The sequence below is a fragment of the Streptomyces sp. NPDC006235 genome (genome assembly GCF_040613735.1).
Taxonomy (GTDB): Bacteria; Actinomycetota; Actinomycetes; order Streptomycetales; family Streptomycetaceae; genus Streptomyces.
The window spans coordinates 253,693-267,206 of sequence record NZ_JBEXSR010000001.1; the positions used below are offsets into that span (position 1 = coordinate 253,693).

The 13,514-nt window shown below is 71.4% G+C and carries 14 protein-coding genes; 7 read left to right on the plus strand and 7 right to left on the minus strand.

The window, feature by feature from the left end:
• Positions 1–8 precede the first annotated feature (8 nt).
• The 3 genes from ABZ192_RS01195 (at position 9) to ABZ192_RS01205 (ending at position 2,790) form a co-directional block, all read left to right on the plus strand.
• On the plus strand, positions 9–692 hold the full coding sequence (locus ABZ192_RS01195) for a response regulator transcription factor (protein ID WP_356922447.1): 684 nt from the start codon (positions 9–11) through the stop codon (positions 690–692).
• A gap of 98 nt (positions 693–790) precedes the next feature.
• Positions 791–2,128, plus strand: coding sequence for a histidine kinase (locus ABZ192_RS01200; protein ID WP_356922448.1), 1,338 nt, complete (start codon positions 791–793; stop codon positions 2,126–2,128).
• Entirely contained in the window at positions 2,125–2,790 is a 666-nt protein-coding gene (locus tag ABZ192_RS01205; protein ID WP_020270365.1) for a response regulator transcription factor, read from the plus strand. The genes ABZ192_RS01200 and ABZ192_RS01205 overlap by 4 nt, the downstream gene beginning before the upstream one ends.
• 50 nt (positions 2,791–2,840) lie before the next feature.
• Here the strand turns inward: ABZ192_RS01205 and ABZ192_RS01210 are convergent, their stop codons facing one another.
• On the minus strand, positions 2,841–3,218 hold the full coding sequence (locus ABZ192_RS01210) for an SH3 domain-containing protein (RefSeq protein WP_356922449.1): 378 nt from the start codon (positions 3,216–3,218) through the stop codon (positions 2,841–2,843).
• A 104-nt stretch (positions 3,219–3,322) separates the two neighbouring features.
• On the opposite strand from ABZ192_RS01210, the gene ABZ192_RS01215 reads away from it, so the two are divergent.
• Positions 3,323–4,543 (plus strand): cytochrome P450, encoded by a 1,221-nt coding sequence (locus tag ABZ192_RS01215; protein ID WP_356922450.1) that lies wholly within the window; start codon positions 3,323–3,325, stop codon positions 4,541–4,543.
• Positions 4,544–4,622: 79 nt separating this feature from the next.
• Here the strand turns inward: ABZ192_RS01215 and ABZ192_RS01220 are convergent, their stop codons facing one another.
• Positions 4,623–6,221: an ABC transporter permease gene (locus ABZ192_RS01220; protein ID WP_356922451.1), complete on the minus strand. Its 1,599-nt coding sequence runs from the start codon at positions 6,219–6,221 to the stop codon at positions 4,623–4,625.
• Positions 6,218–7,114, minus strand: a complete 897-nt coding sequence (locus ABZ192_RS01225) for an ABC transporter ATP-binding protein (protein WP_356922452.1) — start codon at positions 7,112–7,114, stop codon at positions 6,218–6,220. Before ABZ192_RS01225 ends, ABZ192_RS01220 begins: the two co-directional genes overlap by 4 nt.
• 74 nt (positions 7,115–7,188) lie before the next feature.
• Here ABZ192_RS01225 and ABZ192_RS01230 point away from each other — a divergent pair, with 74 nt between their 5' ends.
• Complete coding sequence (locus ABZ192_RS01230; RefSeq protein ID WP_356922453.1) at positions 7,189–7,686, plus strand: MarR family transcriptional regulator; 498 nt, start codon at positions 7,189–7,191, stop codon at positions 7,684–7,686.
• 14 nt (positions 7,687–7,700) lie between these two features.
• Here ABZ192_RS01230 and ABZ192_RS01235 read toward each other — a convergent pair whose 3' ends face one another.
• The gene (locus tag ABZ192_RS01235; protein ID WP_356922454.1) at positions 7,701–8,564 is read right to left on the minus strand and encodes a diacylglycerol kinase family protein; all 864 of its coding nucleotides are present in this window, start codon (positions 8,562–8,564) and stop codon (positions 7,701–7,703) included.
• 185 nt (positions 8,565–8,749) lie between these two features.
• Between ABZ192_RS01235 and ABZ192_RS01240 the strand changes: the two genes are divergently transcribed.
• Both ABZ192_RS01240 and ABZ192_RS01245 read left to right on the plus strand, forming a co-directional pair.
• Positions 8,750–10,033: an adenylosuccinate synthase gene (locus ABZ192_RS01240; RefSeq protein WP_030245733.1), complete on the plus strand. Its 1,284-nt coding sequence runs from the start codon at positions 8,750–8,752 to the stop codon at positions 10,031–10,033.
• Between the two features lie 171 nt (positions 10,034–10,204).
• On the plus strand, positions 10,205–10,495 hold the full coding sequence (locus ABZ192_RS01245) for a DUF3303 family protein (RefSeq protein WP_356922455.1): 291 nt from the start codon (positions 10,205–10,207) through the stop codon (positions 10,493–10,495).
• Positions 10,496–10,498: 3 nt separating this feature from the next.
• Here ABZ192_RS01245 and ABZ192_RS01250 read toward each other — a convergent pair whose 3' ends face one another.
• The 3 genes from ABZ192_RS01250 to ABZ192_RS01260 all read right to left on the minus strand — a co-directional run bounded on the left by ABZ192_RS01250 (position 10,499) and on the right by ABZ192_RS01260 (position 13,470).
• Complete coding sequence (locus tag ABZ192_RS01250; RefSeq protein WP_356922456.1) at positions 10,499–11,149, minus strand: hypothetical protein; 651 nt, start codon at positions 11,147–11,149, stop codon at positions 10,499–10,501.
• 123 nt (positions 11,150–11,272) lie between these two features.
• Positions 11,273–11,974 (minus strand): GntR family transcriptional regulator, encoded by a 702-nt coding sequence (locus ABZ192_RS01255; protein ID WP_356922457.1) that lies wholly within the window; start codon positions 11,972–11,974, stop codon positions 11,273–11,275.
• Between the two features lie 140 nt (positions 11,975–12,114).
• The gene (locus tag ABZ192_RS01260; RefSeq protein ID WP_356922458.1) at positions 12,115–13,470 is read right to left on the minus strand and encodes an aspartate aminotransferase family protein; all 1,356 of its coding nucleotides are present in this window, start codon (positions 13,468–13,470) and stop codon (positions 12,115–12,117) included.
• Positions 13,471–13,514: the final 44 nt, after the last annotated feature.

The following is a 13,514-nucleotide window of genomic DNA, read 5'->3' on the forward strand; positions in this document are numbered from 1 at the left end:
GGGACCTCATGACGAGCGGTACCGGCAAACCCATCCGGGTTCTCATCGTCGACGACCAGGCGATGGTCCGGCAGGGCTTCACCGTGCTGCTCGGCACCCAGCCCGACATAGAGGTCGTCGGCGAGGCGAAGGACGGCGAGGGCGGTGTCGCGGTGGCCGCCGAGACCGCACCGGACGTCGTCCTCATGGACATCCGCATGCCCGGGATCGGCGGCATCGAGGCCACCGAGCGCATCACGTCCGCGGACCCGGACATCCGGGTGCTGGTGCTCACCACGTTCGACCTCGACGAGTACGTGTACGACGCGCTGCGCGCCGGAGCCTCCGGGTTCCTGCTGAAGGACGCCTCGTCGGAGCAGCTCGCCGAGGCGGTCCGGGTGATCGCGGCCGGTGACGCGCTGCTCGCCCCGGTCATCACCCGCAAGCTGATCGCCGAGTTCTCCCGGCTGGACGACCGGCCCCGCGCCCCGCTCAAGGAGCGGATCGGTGACCTCACCGAGCGGGAGACGGAGGTGCTCGCCCTGATCGCGCAGGGCCTGTCGAACGCGGAGATCTCCCAGCACCTGTTCGTCGCCGAGCAGACCGTGAAGACCCATGTGGGCCGGATCCTGGTGAAGCTGGGCCTGAGGGACCGCACGCAGGCGGCGGTGTTCGCGTACGAGTCGGGGCTGGTCCGTCCGTCGGGGTACTGAAGCCGGGCCCGTGGTACCCCGTAGTACCTGAGAGGGACGCTGTGGAACCCCTCTCACTGGGGACGACCGCGTCCCGGGGGGCGCATACCGTTCTGTACGTGACCGAGACGACTCACTCGCAGACCACGCCACCAGGGGGCGGGGCCAAGCCGCGCAGCCCGGAGTACCGGCTGGCCGTGGACGCCCTGCGCGGGCTGCGGCAGGACCTCATCCACGACGCGTTCGCCTACCGCCAGCTGCCGCGCATGCGCGTCGACGGCCCCCTGACCAGGAGGCTGCCCGGCCGTCTGCGGGAGCTCGCGGCCTGGACGCCGCACGCCGTGATCTGCACGGCCGCCCTGATCGCCCTGTCCATCGCCACGGTCGACCAGGGCATGGCCCTGGTGCTGGGCCTGCTCGCCGCGGTCCCGGTCCTGCTGACCCTGGTCCGGCCGGTCGGCGCGTTCTGGGTGTCCATGGCGGCCACCCCCCTGGCTCTCCCGTTCGGTGACGACTGGGGCGACTGGCCCTGGCTGCCGGGCAGCTTCGCCTGTCACCTGACGGTGCTGACGATCGTGGCCATACGCACCAGGCCGCGCACGGCCGCCTGGATGTGGGCGCTCACCGCGGCCTACGGCATCCTCGCGGAGACGCTCTTCGGCACGGCGGGCCGCTACAGCACCAATACCGGCCCCATGCTGGTCGTCTCCGCGTTCATCCTCCTCGCCGTCACCGTCTGGCACATCCGCCGCCACGCGGAGCAGGAGGTCACCGCCCAGCAGACGGTCACCGCGCACGAGCGCTCCCGTCGCACCCTGCTGGAGGAGCGCACGACGATCGCCCGCGAGCTGCACGACGTGGTCGCCCACCACATGTCGGTGGTCGCCATCCAGGCGGAGGCCGCGCCCTACCGGGTGGAGAACCCGCCGCCGGAGCTGGAGAAGGCCTTCGCCACGATCAGGGAGAACGCGGTGGCGGCCCTGACGGAGCTGCGCCGGGTCCTGGGCGTCGTCCGGGCCGAGGACTACGAGGCCCCGGACGCCCCGCAGCCCACGCTCGCCGACCTGGAGGGGCTGCTGGCCAATGTGCGGGAGGCCGGTCTGGGCGTCGAGAAGGTGGTGACCGGCGCGGTGCGCGAGCTGCCGCAGGGCGTGGAACTGTCGGCGTACCGGATCGTGCAGGAGGCCCTGAGCAACACGCTGCGGCACGCGCCGGGGGCGAGCGCCCGCGTCGAGATCGGGTACGTCCTCGGCGGCCTGGGCCTGCGCATAGTCAACGGCCCGCCCCCCAACCCCAGCCTGATCAAGCCCTCGCCGGGCGCCGGGCACGGCATCACGGGCATGCGGGAGCGCGTGACGATGCTGAACGGCGAGATGACGGCGGGCGGCACGGACGACGGAGGTTACGAGGTGGCGGTGTTCCTGCCGGTCGCCCTGCCGGACGAGGACGACGCATGACCATTCGCGTGCTGATCGCGGACGACCAGATGATGGTGCGCGAGGGCTTCTCGGTCCTGCTGAACGCGATGCCCGACATCGAGGTCGTCGGCGAGGCGGTGAACGGCCGGGAGGCCGTCGCGAAGGTCCGCGAGCTCGCCCCGGACGTCGTCCTGATGGACATCCGCATGCCCGAGCTGAACGGCATCGAGGCGACCCGCGAGATCGTCGCCGCCGACGGAGCGGCCAAGGTGCTGGTGCTGACCACCTTCGACCTCGACGAGTACGTCTACCAGGCGCTGCGCGCGGGAGCCTCCGGGTTCCTCCTCAAGGACGCCTCGGCCCGCCAGCTCGCCGACGGGGTGCGGGTCGTGGCCGCCGGTGAGGCCCTCCTGGCTCCCTCGGTGACCAGGCGACTGATCACCGAGTTCTCCAAGCTCTCCGAGACCCCGCGGCTGATGCCCTCCGCGCAGGCGGCGTACGGCGACCTCACCGACCGGGAGACGGAGGTGCTGGTCCTCATCGCGCAGGGCCTGTCGAACGCGGAGATCGCCGAGCGGCTGGTGGTCGCCGAGTCGACGATCAAGACGCATGTCAGCCGGATCCTGGTGAAGCTGGGGCTCAGAGACCGGACGCAGGCGGCGGTGTTCGCCTACGAGGCACGGCTGGTGACGCCCGGCTAGCCGGGAGGCGTCGCCCCGCAGGCCCTCGGGCCCGGGGGCGACGGTCCGGATCAGTCCAGCTGCATCGGCACGCAGTCGCTCACGTACGACTTGGAGACCCAGCCGGTGGTGCCCTTGGCCAGGCCGCTCCTGGACTTCTGGCCCAGCTTCAGCTTGATCCAGGAGCCCTTGGTGCCGACCTTCTTGCCCCAGTCGTCCTTGTGGAGGATGCCCTTGGACTTGTAGCCGGTGCCGGGGCCCGTGCGGAAGTTCACGCCGCTGCTCTTGTAGACGGAGTAGTAGACGCGCGGCTTGCACGGCATCTCGGCGGCGGTGGCGGCCGGGGCGGTGGCCGCGACCGCGCCGGCGGTCAGCGACAGGGCCAGGACGGCCGAGGCGGCCAGACGTGCGGGGACGCGGGTGCGGAGCTTGGCTCGCTGCTGTGTCATGACGTTCTTTCGTTGGGAAGCAGATGCCGCTCGGGCGGCGCGCCCAGCTTAACGATCTTGGTCGGCCCTGGTCAGACAGGGGGATGTGGAGCTAGCGTCCGTCCATGGCAGCTGCTTCCGACCTCGCGTTCGACCCCTGGGACCCGGCGTTCCTCGCCGACCCGTACCCCGCCTACGCCGAACTGCGTGCGCGGGGCCGGGTGCACTACTTCGCGCCCACGAACCAGTGGCTCGTCCCGCATCACGCGGACGTCTCCGCGCTGCTGCGCGACCGGCGCCTGGGCCGGACGTACCAGCACCGGTTCACGCACGAGGAGTTCGGCCGGACCCCGCCCCCGCCGGAGCAGGAGCCGTTCCACACGCTCAACGACCACGGGATGCTCGACCTGGAGCCGCCGGACCACACCCGGATCCGGCGCCTGGTGTCGAAGGCGTTCACACCCCGCACGGTGGAGCGGCTGAAGCCGTACGTGCGGGGCCTCGCGGACGAGCTCGCCTCGGCCCTGGCCGAAGCGGGCGGCGGCGACCTGCTGAAGGACGTCGCCGAGCCCCTCCCGGTGGCGGTGATCGCGGAGATGCTCGGCATCCCGGAGTCCGACCGGGCCCCGCTGCGCCCCTGGTCGGCGGACATCTGCGGGATGTACGAGCTGAACCCGTCCGAGGAGACGGCGGCCAAGGCGGTCAGGGCGTCGGTCGAGTTCTCCGACTACCTGCGCGAACTGATCGCGGCCCGCCGCAAGGAGCCCGGCGAGGACCTGATCTCGGGCCTGATCGCGGCCCACGACGAGGGCGACCGCCTCACCGAGCAGGAGATGATCTCGACGGCGGTCCTCCTCCTCAACGCCGGCCACGAGGCCACGGTGAACGCCACGGTCAACGGCTGGTACGCCCTGTTCCGCAACCCGGCCCAGCTGGAGCTGCTGCGCGCGGACCCCTCGCTCATCCCCTCCGCCGTCGAGGAACTGATGCGCTACGACACCCCGCTCCAGCTCTTCGAGCGCTGGGTCCTGGACGAGATCGAACTCGACGGCACGACGATCCCCCGGGGCGCGGAGATCGCCCTGCTCTTCGGCTCCGCCAACCACGACCCGGCGGTGTTCGAGAACCCGTCCGCGCTGGACCTGACCCGCCCGGACAACCCCCACATCTCCTTCAGCGCCGGCATCCACTACTGCATCGGCGCGCCCTTGGCCCGCATCGAACTGGCGGCGTCGATGGGGGCGCTGCTGAAGCGGACGCCGACCCTGCGCCTGGCCGCCGAGCCGACACGCAAGCCGAACTTCGTGATCAGGGGGCTGGAGGGGCTGGCCGTCGAGGTGGGGTGATCGGCGCGGGCGGCTGGAGGGGCCGGCCGTCGAGTGGGATGAACGGCGCGGGCGGCTGGTCCGGCAGTACGCCGGCTGCTCACGTGGTCACGTCCCGCCTCCGCAACCCCGCGAGCCCTCCAGCCACCAGCACCACCGCCAGCCCGGTCAGCACCACCACCGGCCCCCACTCCATGGATCCTCCCGGCAGCTTCGGCAGGTGCCCGAACGGTGAGAGGTCCAGTACCGCCTGCGGAACGTCCAGCGCGGGGCCGACCCAGCCGATCAGCAGGGCCGCCCCTGCCACGCCCCATGCCGCCGCGGCTGCGCGGGGCAGCACCCCGTGCAGCAGCACCGCCACCCCGCCGATCGCCCAGATCGCCGGCAACTGCACCAGGCACGCGCCCAGGATCGGGCCTGTCTCCTTGCCGTAGCCGGCGGCCAGGCCGAGGCCCGCCAGGAGCATGAGGAGCGCCGAACCGCCGAAGGCGATCACCAGATGGCCCGCGGCCCACCGCAGGCGGCCCACCGCGTTCGCCAGCACCGGTTCCGCCCGGCCGGAGGTCTCCTCGCCGTGCAGGCGGAGCACCGACGCCACGATGTACAGCGCCGCGACCAGGCCGAGCATGCCGGTCATCGAGGCGAGGAACGTGTCCGTCAGGCCGGACCGGCCGCCCATCCGCTCGAAGATCCGCCGGGCGTTGTCGTTGTCGCCGACCAGGTCGGCCGCGCCCTCGGTCATGCCGCCGTAGACGACCCCGGCCAGGAGGAAACCGGCGCTCCAGCCCAGCACGCTGCCCCGCTGCAGCCGCCAGGCCAGCGCGCCGGCGCTGCTCAGGCGGCCGGACGCCGAGCCCGGCCGGGTCGGCAGGAAGCTCATGCCGATGTCCCGGCGGCCGGCCAGTCCGTACGCCACCGCGCCCTGGAGCAGGACCGCTCCGGCGAACAGCGCCAGCACCCACCAGCGTTCGTCCGCGTAGGGCCGCAGGTTCTCCAGCCAGCCCAGCGGCGACACCCACGTCAGGACGGACGAACCGTCGTCCGTCGCCGAGTCGCCCGCGGCGCGCAGCACGAACGCGGCGCCCAGCACCGCCGCCGTCAGCCCCCGGGCCAGCCGCGCGCTCTCCGTGAGCTGGGCGACGATCGCCGCCATCGTGGCGAAGACCATCCCCACTCCGGCGATGCCGAGGCCCAGGGCCAGTGCCCCGGTCGTGCCCTGGCCGGCCAGGCCGGCGGTGAGCAGCAGCGCCAGCACCCCGTTCGCGACCGCCGCCGCCAGCAGGGCCGCCGTGAGGGAGGCCCGGCGGCCCACCATCCCGGACGCCACCAGCTCCTGACGGCCGCTCTCCTCCTCGTCCCGGGTGTGCCGGACGACGACCAGCAGGCTCATGACGGCCGCCAGGGCGCCCGCGTAGACGCCGGCCCGCCAGGCCGTCAGGGCGCCCAGCGAGTCGCCGAAGACCGGGCCGACCATCGCGCGCAGCGAGGAGTTGGCCTCCATCTGCCGGATCAGGTCGGCGCGTTCGGCCGAGGTGCCGTAGAGGCCCTCCAGGGTGTTCGGCATGGAGAGGACCATCAGGGCGTTCACCGCGATCCACACCGGGATCATCAGCCGGTCGCGGCGCAGGGCGAAGCGCAGCAGCGTGCCCGTACCGGCCAGTTGGCGTGAGCTGCCGGGCCGCACGGCGAACGTCGTCATCGGGCTACCGCCTCGTCCTGGTAGTGCCGCAGGAACAGCTCCTCCAGCGTGGGCGGCGTCGACGTCAGCGACCGCACGCCCGACTCGCTCAGGGACCGCAGGACGGCGTCCAGCCCGTCGGTGTCGACCTGGAGCCGGACCCGGCGCCCCTGCACGTCGACGTCGTGGACACCGGGCAGGTTCGCCAGCCCGTCGGGCGGGCCCGCGAGTTCGGCGACGACACTGGTGCGGGTCAGATGGCGCAGGTCGGCGAGTGAACCGGACTCGACCGTGCGGCCCTTGCGGATGATGCTCACCCGGTCGCACAGTTCCTCGACCTCGCTCAGGATGTGGGAGGAGAGCAGGATCGTGCGCCCCCGGTCGCGCTCCTCGGCCACACAGCGCTGGAAGACCTCCTCCATCAGCGGGTCCAGGCCCGAGGTCGGCTCGTCCAGGATCAGCAGGTCCACGTCCGAGGCGAACGCGGCGACCAGGGCGACCTTCTGCCGGTTGCCCTTGGAGTAGGTGCGGCCCTTCTTGGTGGGGTCGAGCTCGAACCTCTCGATCAGCTCCGCCCGGCGCCGGGGGTCCAGGCCTCCGCGCAGCCGGCCGTACAGGTCGATGACCTCGCCGCCGGAGAGGTTGCGCCACAGCGTCACGTCCCCGGGGACGTAGGCGATCCGGCGGTGCACCTCCACCGCGTCCGTCCAGGGGTCGCGGCCGAGCACCTGCGCGGCGCCCGCGTCGGCGCGCAGCAGGCCGAGCAGGACCCGGATGGTGGTGGACTTGCCCGAGCCGTTGGGGCCGAGGAAGCCGTGGACCTCGCCGGTGGCGACGTCCAGGTCCAGCCCGTCGAGTGCGTGCGTCCGTCCGAAGGACTTGTGCAGTCCGGAGACGGTGATGGCCTTCGTCATGCTTCGGAACGTACGCTTCTTTCAGAAATTTGTGAAGTTAAGGAAGCGTATGAAGCACGGATAGGATGAACCGCATGACGGAATCAGCCAGGGCCGGGCGGGGCGCGGAGGCGGTGTCGAGGTTCGTCGAGTCCTTCGCGGCGCATCTCGTCGAGGCCGGGATGCCGCGGATGCCCGCCCGGGTCTTCGCCGCGCTCCTCTCCTCGGACGAGGGCTCCATGACCTCGGCCGAGCTGGGCGAACAGCTCCGGATCAGTCCCGCGGCGGTGTCCGGGGCGGTGCGCTACCTGGCCCAGACGCACATGGTCTCGCGGGAACGGGAGCCCGGTTCGCGCCGGGAGCGCTACCGGGTGCGCGGCGACCAGTGGTACGAGGCCCTGACCAACCGCGACGCCGTCCTCAAACGCTGGGGGGAGGCCCTGCGCGAGGGCGTCACCAGCCTCGGCGCCGACACCCCGGCCGGCCGCCGCATGTCCGAGACGCTGGCCTTCTTCGAGTTCCTGGAGAGCGAACTCGCGGCGCTGATGGAACGCTGGCGCGTGCACCGGGAGAAGACGTTCGGCCCGGAATGACGCGCGGGTGCGGCTCACGGTGCCGCCGGCACCGTCAGCCCCCAGGCCCCTTCCCGGACCACCCACGTCCGGGTCCGTACCGGCCCCGACACCACCGTGTCCGCCCGGTAGCGGAAGTGGGCCCCCGACACCGTGACGGTCCGGCCCCGCGCGAGCAGGGGCGAGGCCTCCGCGCCCACCGACACCGGGCGGACCTCCACGGCCGCCACACCGGAGGCCGAGGGCGACACCGACACCGCCTCGACCGGCTGGTCCAGGTCGACGAGGGTCTCCCCGTCGACCTCGACCCGCAGCCGGGAGGGGCCGGGCTCCGGTGCGGAGGCGAGCCGGGACGGGCGGGCGGCCGGGACCAGGGTGCGCACCAGGGACTGGCAGGTGCGCAGCCAGAGGCGGCCCGGCGCGTCCTCGGTATCCGGCGCCCGGGCGTCGGCCGTCACCGGCGGTATCCGCAACGCGCCCAGCACCACCCCGTCGCTGTCGTCCACCATCAGGTCCATCCGCCGCTCGACCCCGTCGAGCACCGCCCGCGCCGCCGCCACCGTCCCCGTCGGCACCCCCAGCGACCGCGCGAGGGACAGCGCGCCCCCGACCGGCACCACCGACAGCGCGCATCCGGACAGCTCCCGATGCCGGTGCAGCAGCGACACCGCGCGGATCAGGGCCCGGTCGTCACCCACCACCACCGGGCGCCGCGAACCCCGCCGGCGCAACGCCCGGGCGAACTCCTCCGGCCCCTCCGGCAGGCACAGCTTCACGGTCGCACCCGCTCCGAGCACGTCTTTCGCGATCCGTACGGACTCGCCGTCGGACCGGCGGGCGACCGGGTCGATGACCACCAGCAGCTGTTCGGACGTCGCGAAAGTCGCCACCTCGGCCATGCCTCGCTTCCTCGGGTAGCATCTTTGTGCAAGAGCCCCTTGCGCTATTGCGCCAGGGGCTTCGTCTATTCCGGGGCATCCGGTCCGACGGTTGGCGGCCAACGGCGGTCGCGGTGTACGCGGCGTGCTACCTCCGCGTTCGCCCTCGACCATGGACATGCCCCGCCCGGAAGGGGTGTACGCGCGTGCCCGCACTTGTGCTGCTCGGTGCTCAGTGGGGTGACGAAGGCAAGGGAAAGGCCACCGACCTGCTCGGTGGATCCGTGGACTATGTAGTGCGCTACCAGGGCGGCAACAACGCCGGCCACACGGTGGTCGTCGGAGACCAGAAGTACGCACTGCACCTCCTCCCTTCCGGAATCCTGTCCCCCGGCTGCACGCCGGTCATCGGTAACGGTGTCGTCGTCGACCCGTCGGTCCTGCTCTCCGAGCTGAGCGGTCTGAACGAGCGTGGTGTCGACACCTCCAAGCTCCTCCTCAGCGGAAACGCGCACATCATCACGCCGTACAACGTCACGGTCGACAAGGTGACGGAGCGCTTCCTCGGCAAGCGGAAGATCGGTACGACCGGGCGCGGCATCGGCCCGACCTACGCCGACAAGATCAACCGCGTCGGTATCCGCGTGCAGGACCTGTACGACGAGTCGATCCTCACGCAGAAGGTCGAGGCGGCCCTCGACGTCAAGAACCAGATCCTCACCAAGCTCTACAACCGGCGCGCGATCGCCGTCGACCAGGTCGTCGAGGAGCTGCTGGGCTACGCCGACAAGCTCGCGCCGTACGTCGCCGACACCGTCCTGGTCCTCAACCAGGCGCTGGAGGAGGACAAGGTCGTCCTGTTCGAGGGCGGCCAGGGCACGCTCCTGGACATCGACCACGGCACGTACCCCTTCGTCACCTCCTCCAACCCGACCGCGGGTGGCGCCTGCACGGGCGCGGGCGTGGGCCCGACGAAGATCAGCCGGGTCATCGGCATCCTGAAGGCCTACACGACCCGCGTCGGCGCGGGCCCGTTCCCGACGGAGCTGTTCGACGAGGACGGCGAGGCGCTGCGCCGGATCGGCGGCGAGCGCGGTGTCACCACCGGCCGTGACCGGCGCTGCGGCTGGTTCGACGCGGTCATCGCCCGTTACGCGACCCGCGTGAACGGCCTGACGGACTTCTTCCTCACCAAGCTCGACGTCCTCACCGGCTGGGAGCAGATCCCGGTCTGCGTGGCGTACGAGATCGACGGCAAGCGCGTCGAGGAGCTGCCCTACTCCCAGACCGACTTCCACCACGCGAAGCCGGTCTACGAGATGCTCCCGGGCTGGAGCGAGGACATCAGCAAGGCCAAGTCCTTCTCCGACCTGCCGAAGAACGCCCAGAGCTACGTCAAGGCGCTGGAGGAGATGTCCGGCGCCCCGATCTCCGCGATCGGCGTGGGCCCGGGCCGGGACGAGACGATCGAGATCAACTCGTTCCTTTAGCCGGACTGAGCGGCAGACACCTGCGTCCCGGTGACCCTCGTGGTCACCGGGACGTCCTGCTGTCTGCTCCCGATGGAGCAGTCAAAGGAGGCTTATCGGGTAAATCGGGTCATACGCTGTGCTTGCCGAACGCGGCAGTCACACCCCGACGGGACACAAGGAGTGAGAGCCATGCGTGTGATGCTCAAGGCGACGCTGGACACGGAAAAGGGCAACGAGGCGATCCGGGGCGGCAAGATGCCGCAGATCGTGCAGGAGGCCATGGAGAAGCTCAAGCCGGAGGCGGCCTACTTCGGCCCGGCCGGCGGTCGCAGGACCTGCTTCCTCGTCTTCGACATGCAGGAAAGCTCCCAGCTGCCTCCCGCGCTGGAGCCGTTCTTCACCGACCTCAACGCCGAGGTCGAGGTGTTCCCGATCATGAACGGCGACGACCTGCAGAAGGGGCTGTCCCAGCTGCGCTGACCCTCAGCTGAACACGATCATCGACCCCTGGGCCAGACTCCGCGTCACTGCCGCGTGCAGGCCGAGCCAGACGTGGCGTTCCCGGGCGAAGGGGCTCGGATCGTACGGGGCCGGGACGGCGGGTTCCTCCAGCTCCGTGGGCACGAGCGGCGGTTGCGGCGCGGCCGGCGGGTTGGCCGGGTCGATGCCGATGGCCGGGGCGACCAGCTCCAGCTCCCGCAGCAGGGCGTGCGAGGAGCCCAGCGGACCGCCGCCCGCGAGAAGGTCGTCGTCGGCGAGCGGACTGGGGAAGTCGACGGGGACGTACGCGCCCGCGTGGTCGTAGTGCCACACCAGGTGCGACTGCTGGGCCGTCGACTCGAACATCTCCAGCAACTGCTCGTAGTCGCCGCCGAGTTCGTCCACGGGCGTCACCGGCAGGCCGCACACCTGCAGCAGGTAGGCGCGGCGCAGGAAGTGCAGCGCGTCGTAGTCGAAGCCCGCCACCGGGGCGACGTCGCCCGACAGTCCCGGCATGTACTGGTACACCGGCACCGGCGGCAGCCCGGCCTCGGCGAGCACCTTGTTGTATTGCGCGAGTTCCTCGGCGAACGGATTGTCCGGCGTGTGGCACAACACGTCGACGAGCGGTACCAGCCACAGGTCACAGGCCAAAGAAGGCTCCTCGCTCAGCTCGGTGGGTCGGTGGCGCGGTGGTCAGGGAAGGGTATCGGTGCGGCACGGAAAGCGGCTCCTGCCGTGCATGTCCCATACCCATACGGACAGCTGCGACGCAGGTCATCCTGAGGCGAGGCGCTCGATCAGGGCGATGGAGTGGGCGTTGTAGTCGGCGATGATCGACCGTGCGGTGTCGGTGTCACGGGTGCCCAGGGCGTCGACCAGCTCGGTGTGGCCGGCCCACAGCTCGCCCCGCAGGTCCCTGAGCCGGCGCAGGTGCTGCACCGCGCAGACCCAGGTCTGCACGCGCAGCCGGTGCAGGAAGTCGGCGAGGTAGGGGTTGCCGAAGAGGGCGGCGAGCTCGCGCCAGAAGCGCAGGTCGTAGCCGATGAGGACGGTGAGGTCACCGGCCGCCGCGGCCCGCTGCGCCTCCTCGCCGCGCCGCCGGACCCCGGCGAGTACGGCGGCGACCCGGGGGTCGCCGGGCTGCCCGGAGGCGTGCTGCCCGGTGGTGAGGGCGTGGAACATTCCCTCGATGACCAGGTCGCGGGCCTCGATCATGCCGCGGAAGTCCTCGGCCGAGTACTCGTGGACGCGGAAGCCGCGGTGCTGGTCGGCGTCGAGGAGTCCCTGCGCGGAGAGGTCGACCAGCGCCTCCCGGACCGGCGTGGCGGACACCCCGTACTGGTCGGCGATCTCCTTGACCGTGAACTCCTGCCCCGGCTGGAGCCGTCCCGCCAGTACCTCGTCACGGAGCGCGTCGGCGATCTGCTGTCGCAGGGTGCTGCGCGTCACGGCGCCGTTGCCGGAGCTGCGGGGCATGGTCAGGGCGTCTCCCTCGTCGCGTTCGGGTGGCGTGCACGTGTATGTCTACGGCCACGCCACCTTACGCGTTCGAACGAGGTGTGAGGTTGGTCAGCTACTGACGGGTTGTGGTCGTTTTCTGGTCGGTTTACAGCTGTTTACTTCGTGTACTCGTCCGCCACCGAGAGCGCCGCGTCCAGCACCGCGAGACCCTCCTTCAGCTCCGCCTCGGTGACGGTGCAGGGCGGCACCACATGCGTCCGGTTCATGTTCACGAACGGCCACAGGCCGCCGTTCTTCGCGGCGGAGGCGAAGGCGGCCATCGGCGCGTTCGCCTCCCCGGCCGCGTTGTAGGGCACCAGCGGCTCGCGCGTCTCGCGGTCCCGGACCAGCTCCAGCGCCCAGAACATGCCGACGCCGCGCACCTCGCCCACGCTCGGGTGCCGCGCGGCCAGCTCGCGCAGCTGCGGACCGACGACGTTCGCGCCCAGCCGGGCCGCGTTCTCGACGACGCCCTCCTCCGCCATGACGTTGATCGTCGCGACGGCGGCCGCGCACGCCAGCGGATGCCCGGAGTACGTCAGACCTCCCGGGTACGGCCGCTTGCCGAAGGTCTCGGCGATCGCACCGGAGATCGCGACCCCGCCCAGCGGCACGTATCCGCTGTTCACGCCCTTGGCGAAGGTCAGCAGGTCGGGCGTGACGCCGAACAGGTCCGCCGCGAACCACTCACCGGTCCGCCCGAACCCGGCCATGACCTCGTCCAGGACGAAGACGATCCCGTACTTGTCGCACAGCTCCCGCACCCCGGCGAGGTAGCCGGGCGGCGGGACCATGATCCCGGCCGTGCCCGGGATCGTCTCCAGGATGATCGCCGCGACGGTCGAGGGCCCCTCGAAGGCGATCGTCGTCTCCAGGTGCTCCAGCGCCCGCGCGCATTCCTGCTCCTCGGTCTCCGCGTAGAAGCGGGAGCGGTAGAGGTAGGGCGCCCAGAAGTGCACGACCCCGGCGGTGCCGCTGTCGGAGGCCCAGCGGCGCGGGTCGCCGGTGATGTTCACGGCCTGCTGCGTACCGCCGTGGTACGAGCGGTACGCCGAGAGCACCTTCGGGCGGCCCGTGTGCAGCCGGGCCATCCGGATGGCGTGCTCGACGGCGTCGGCGCCGCCGTTGGTGAAGAAGATCTTGTCCAGGTCGCCCGGGGTCCGCTCGGCGATCAGCCGGGCCGCCTCCGACCGGGCCTCGATCGCGAACGCGGGCGCGAAGGTCGTCATCCTCCCCGCCTGCTCCTGGATCGCCGCGACGACCCTGGGGTGCTGGTAGCCGACGTTCGTGTAGACGAGCCCGCTGGAGAAGTCGAGGTAGCGCCGGCCGTCGTAGTCCCAGAAGTACGACCCCTCCGCCCCGGCGACGGCGAGCGGGTCGATGAGCTCCTGGGCGGACCAGGAGTGGAACACGTGGTCGCGGTCGGCGGCCTTGACGGCGGCACCGGCTTCGGGGTTCGGCTGAGGGGTCATGCGGGCGAGCGTAGGTGCGGGGGAGAGGGCGGTGGAATCGGCGG

Bases quoted from the DNA above. Each gene is read 5' to 3' on its own strand.
- ABZ192_RS01195 (WP_356922447.1), top strand. From the start codon at position 9: ATGACGAGCGGTACCGGCAAACCCATCCGGGTTCTCATCGTCGACGAC.
- ABZ192_RS01205 (WP_020270365.1), top strand. From the start codon at position 2,125: ATGACCATTCGCGTGCTGATCGCGGACGACCAGATGATGGTGCGCGAG.
- ABZ192_RS01210 (WP_356922449.1), bottom strand. From the start codon at position 3,218: ATGACACAGCAGCGAGCCAAGCTCCGCACCCGCGTCCCCGCACGTCTG.
- ABZ192_RS01215 (WP_356922450.1), top strand. From the start codon at position 3,323: ATGGCAGCTGCTTCCGACCTCGCGTTCGACCCCTGGGACCCGGCGTTC.
- ABZ192_RS01220 (WP_356922451.1), bottom strand. From the start codon at position 6,221: ATGACGACGTTCGCCGTGCGGCCCGGCAGCTCACGCCAACTGGCCGGT.
- ABZ192_RS01225 (WP_356922452.1), bottom strand. From the start codon at position 7,114: ATGACGAAGGCCATCACCGTCTCCGGACTGCACAAGTCCTTCGGACGG.
- ABZ192_RS01230 (WP_356922453.1), top strand. From the start codon at position 7,189: ATGACGGAATCAGCCAGGGCCGGGCGGGGCGCGGAGGCGGTGTCGAGG.
- ABZ192_RS01235 (WP_356922454.1), bottom strand. From the start codon at position 8,564: ATGGCCGAGGTGGCGACTTTCGCGACGTCCGAACAGCTGCTGGTGGTC.
- ABZ192_RS01245 (WP_356922455.1), top strand. From the start codon at position 10,205: ATGCGTGTGATGCTCAAGGCGACGCTGGACACGGAAAAGGGCAACGAG.
- ABZ192_RS01255 (WP_356922457.1), bottom strand. From the start codon at position 11,974: ATGCCCCGCAGCTCCGGCAACGGCGCCGTGACGCGCAGCACCCTGCGA.
- ABZ192_RS01260 (WP_356922458.1), bottom strand. From the start codon at position 13,470: ATGACCCCTCAGCCGAACCCCGAAGCCGGTGCCGCCGTCAAGGCCGCC.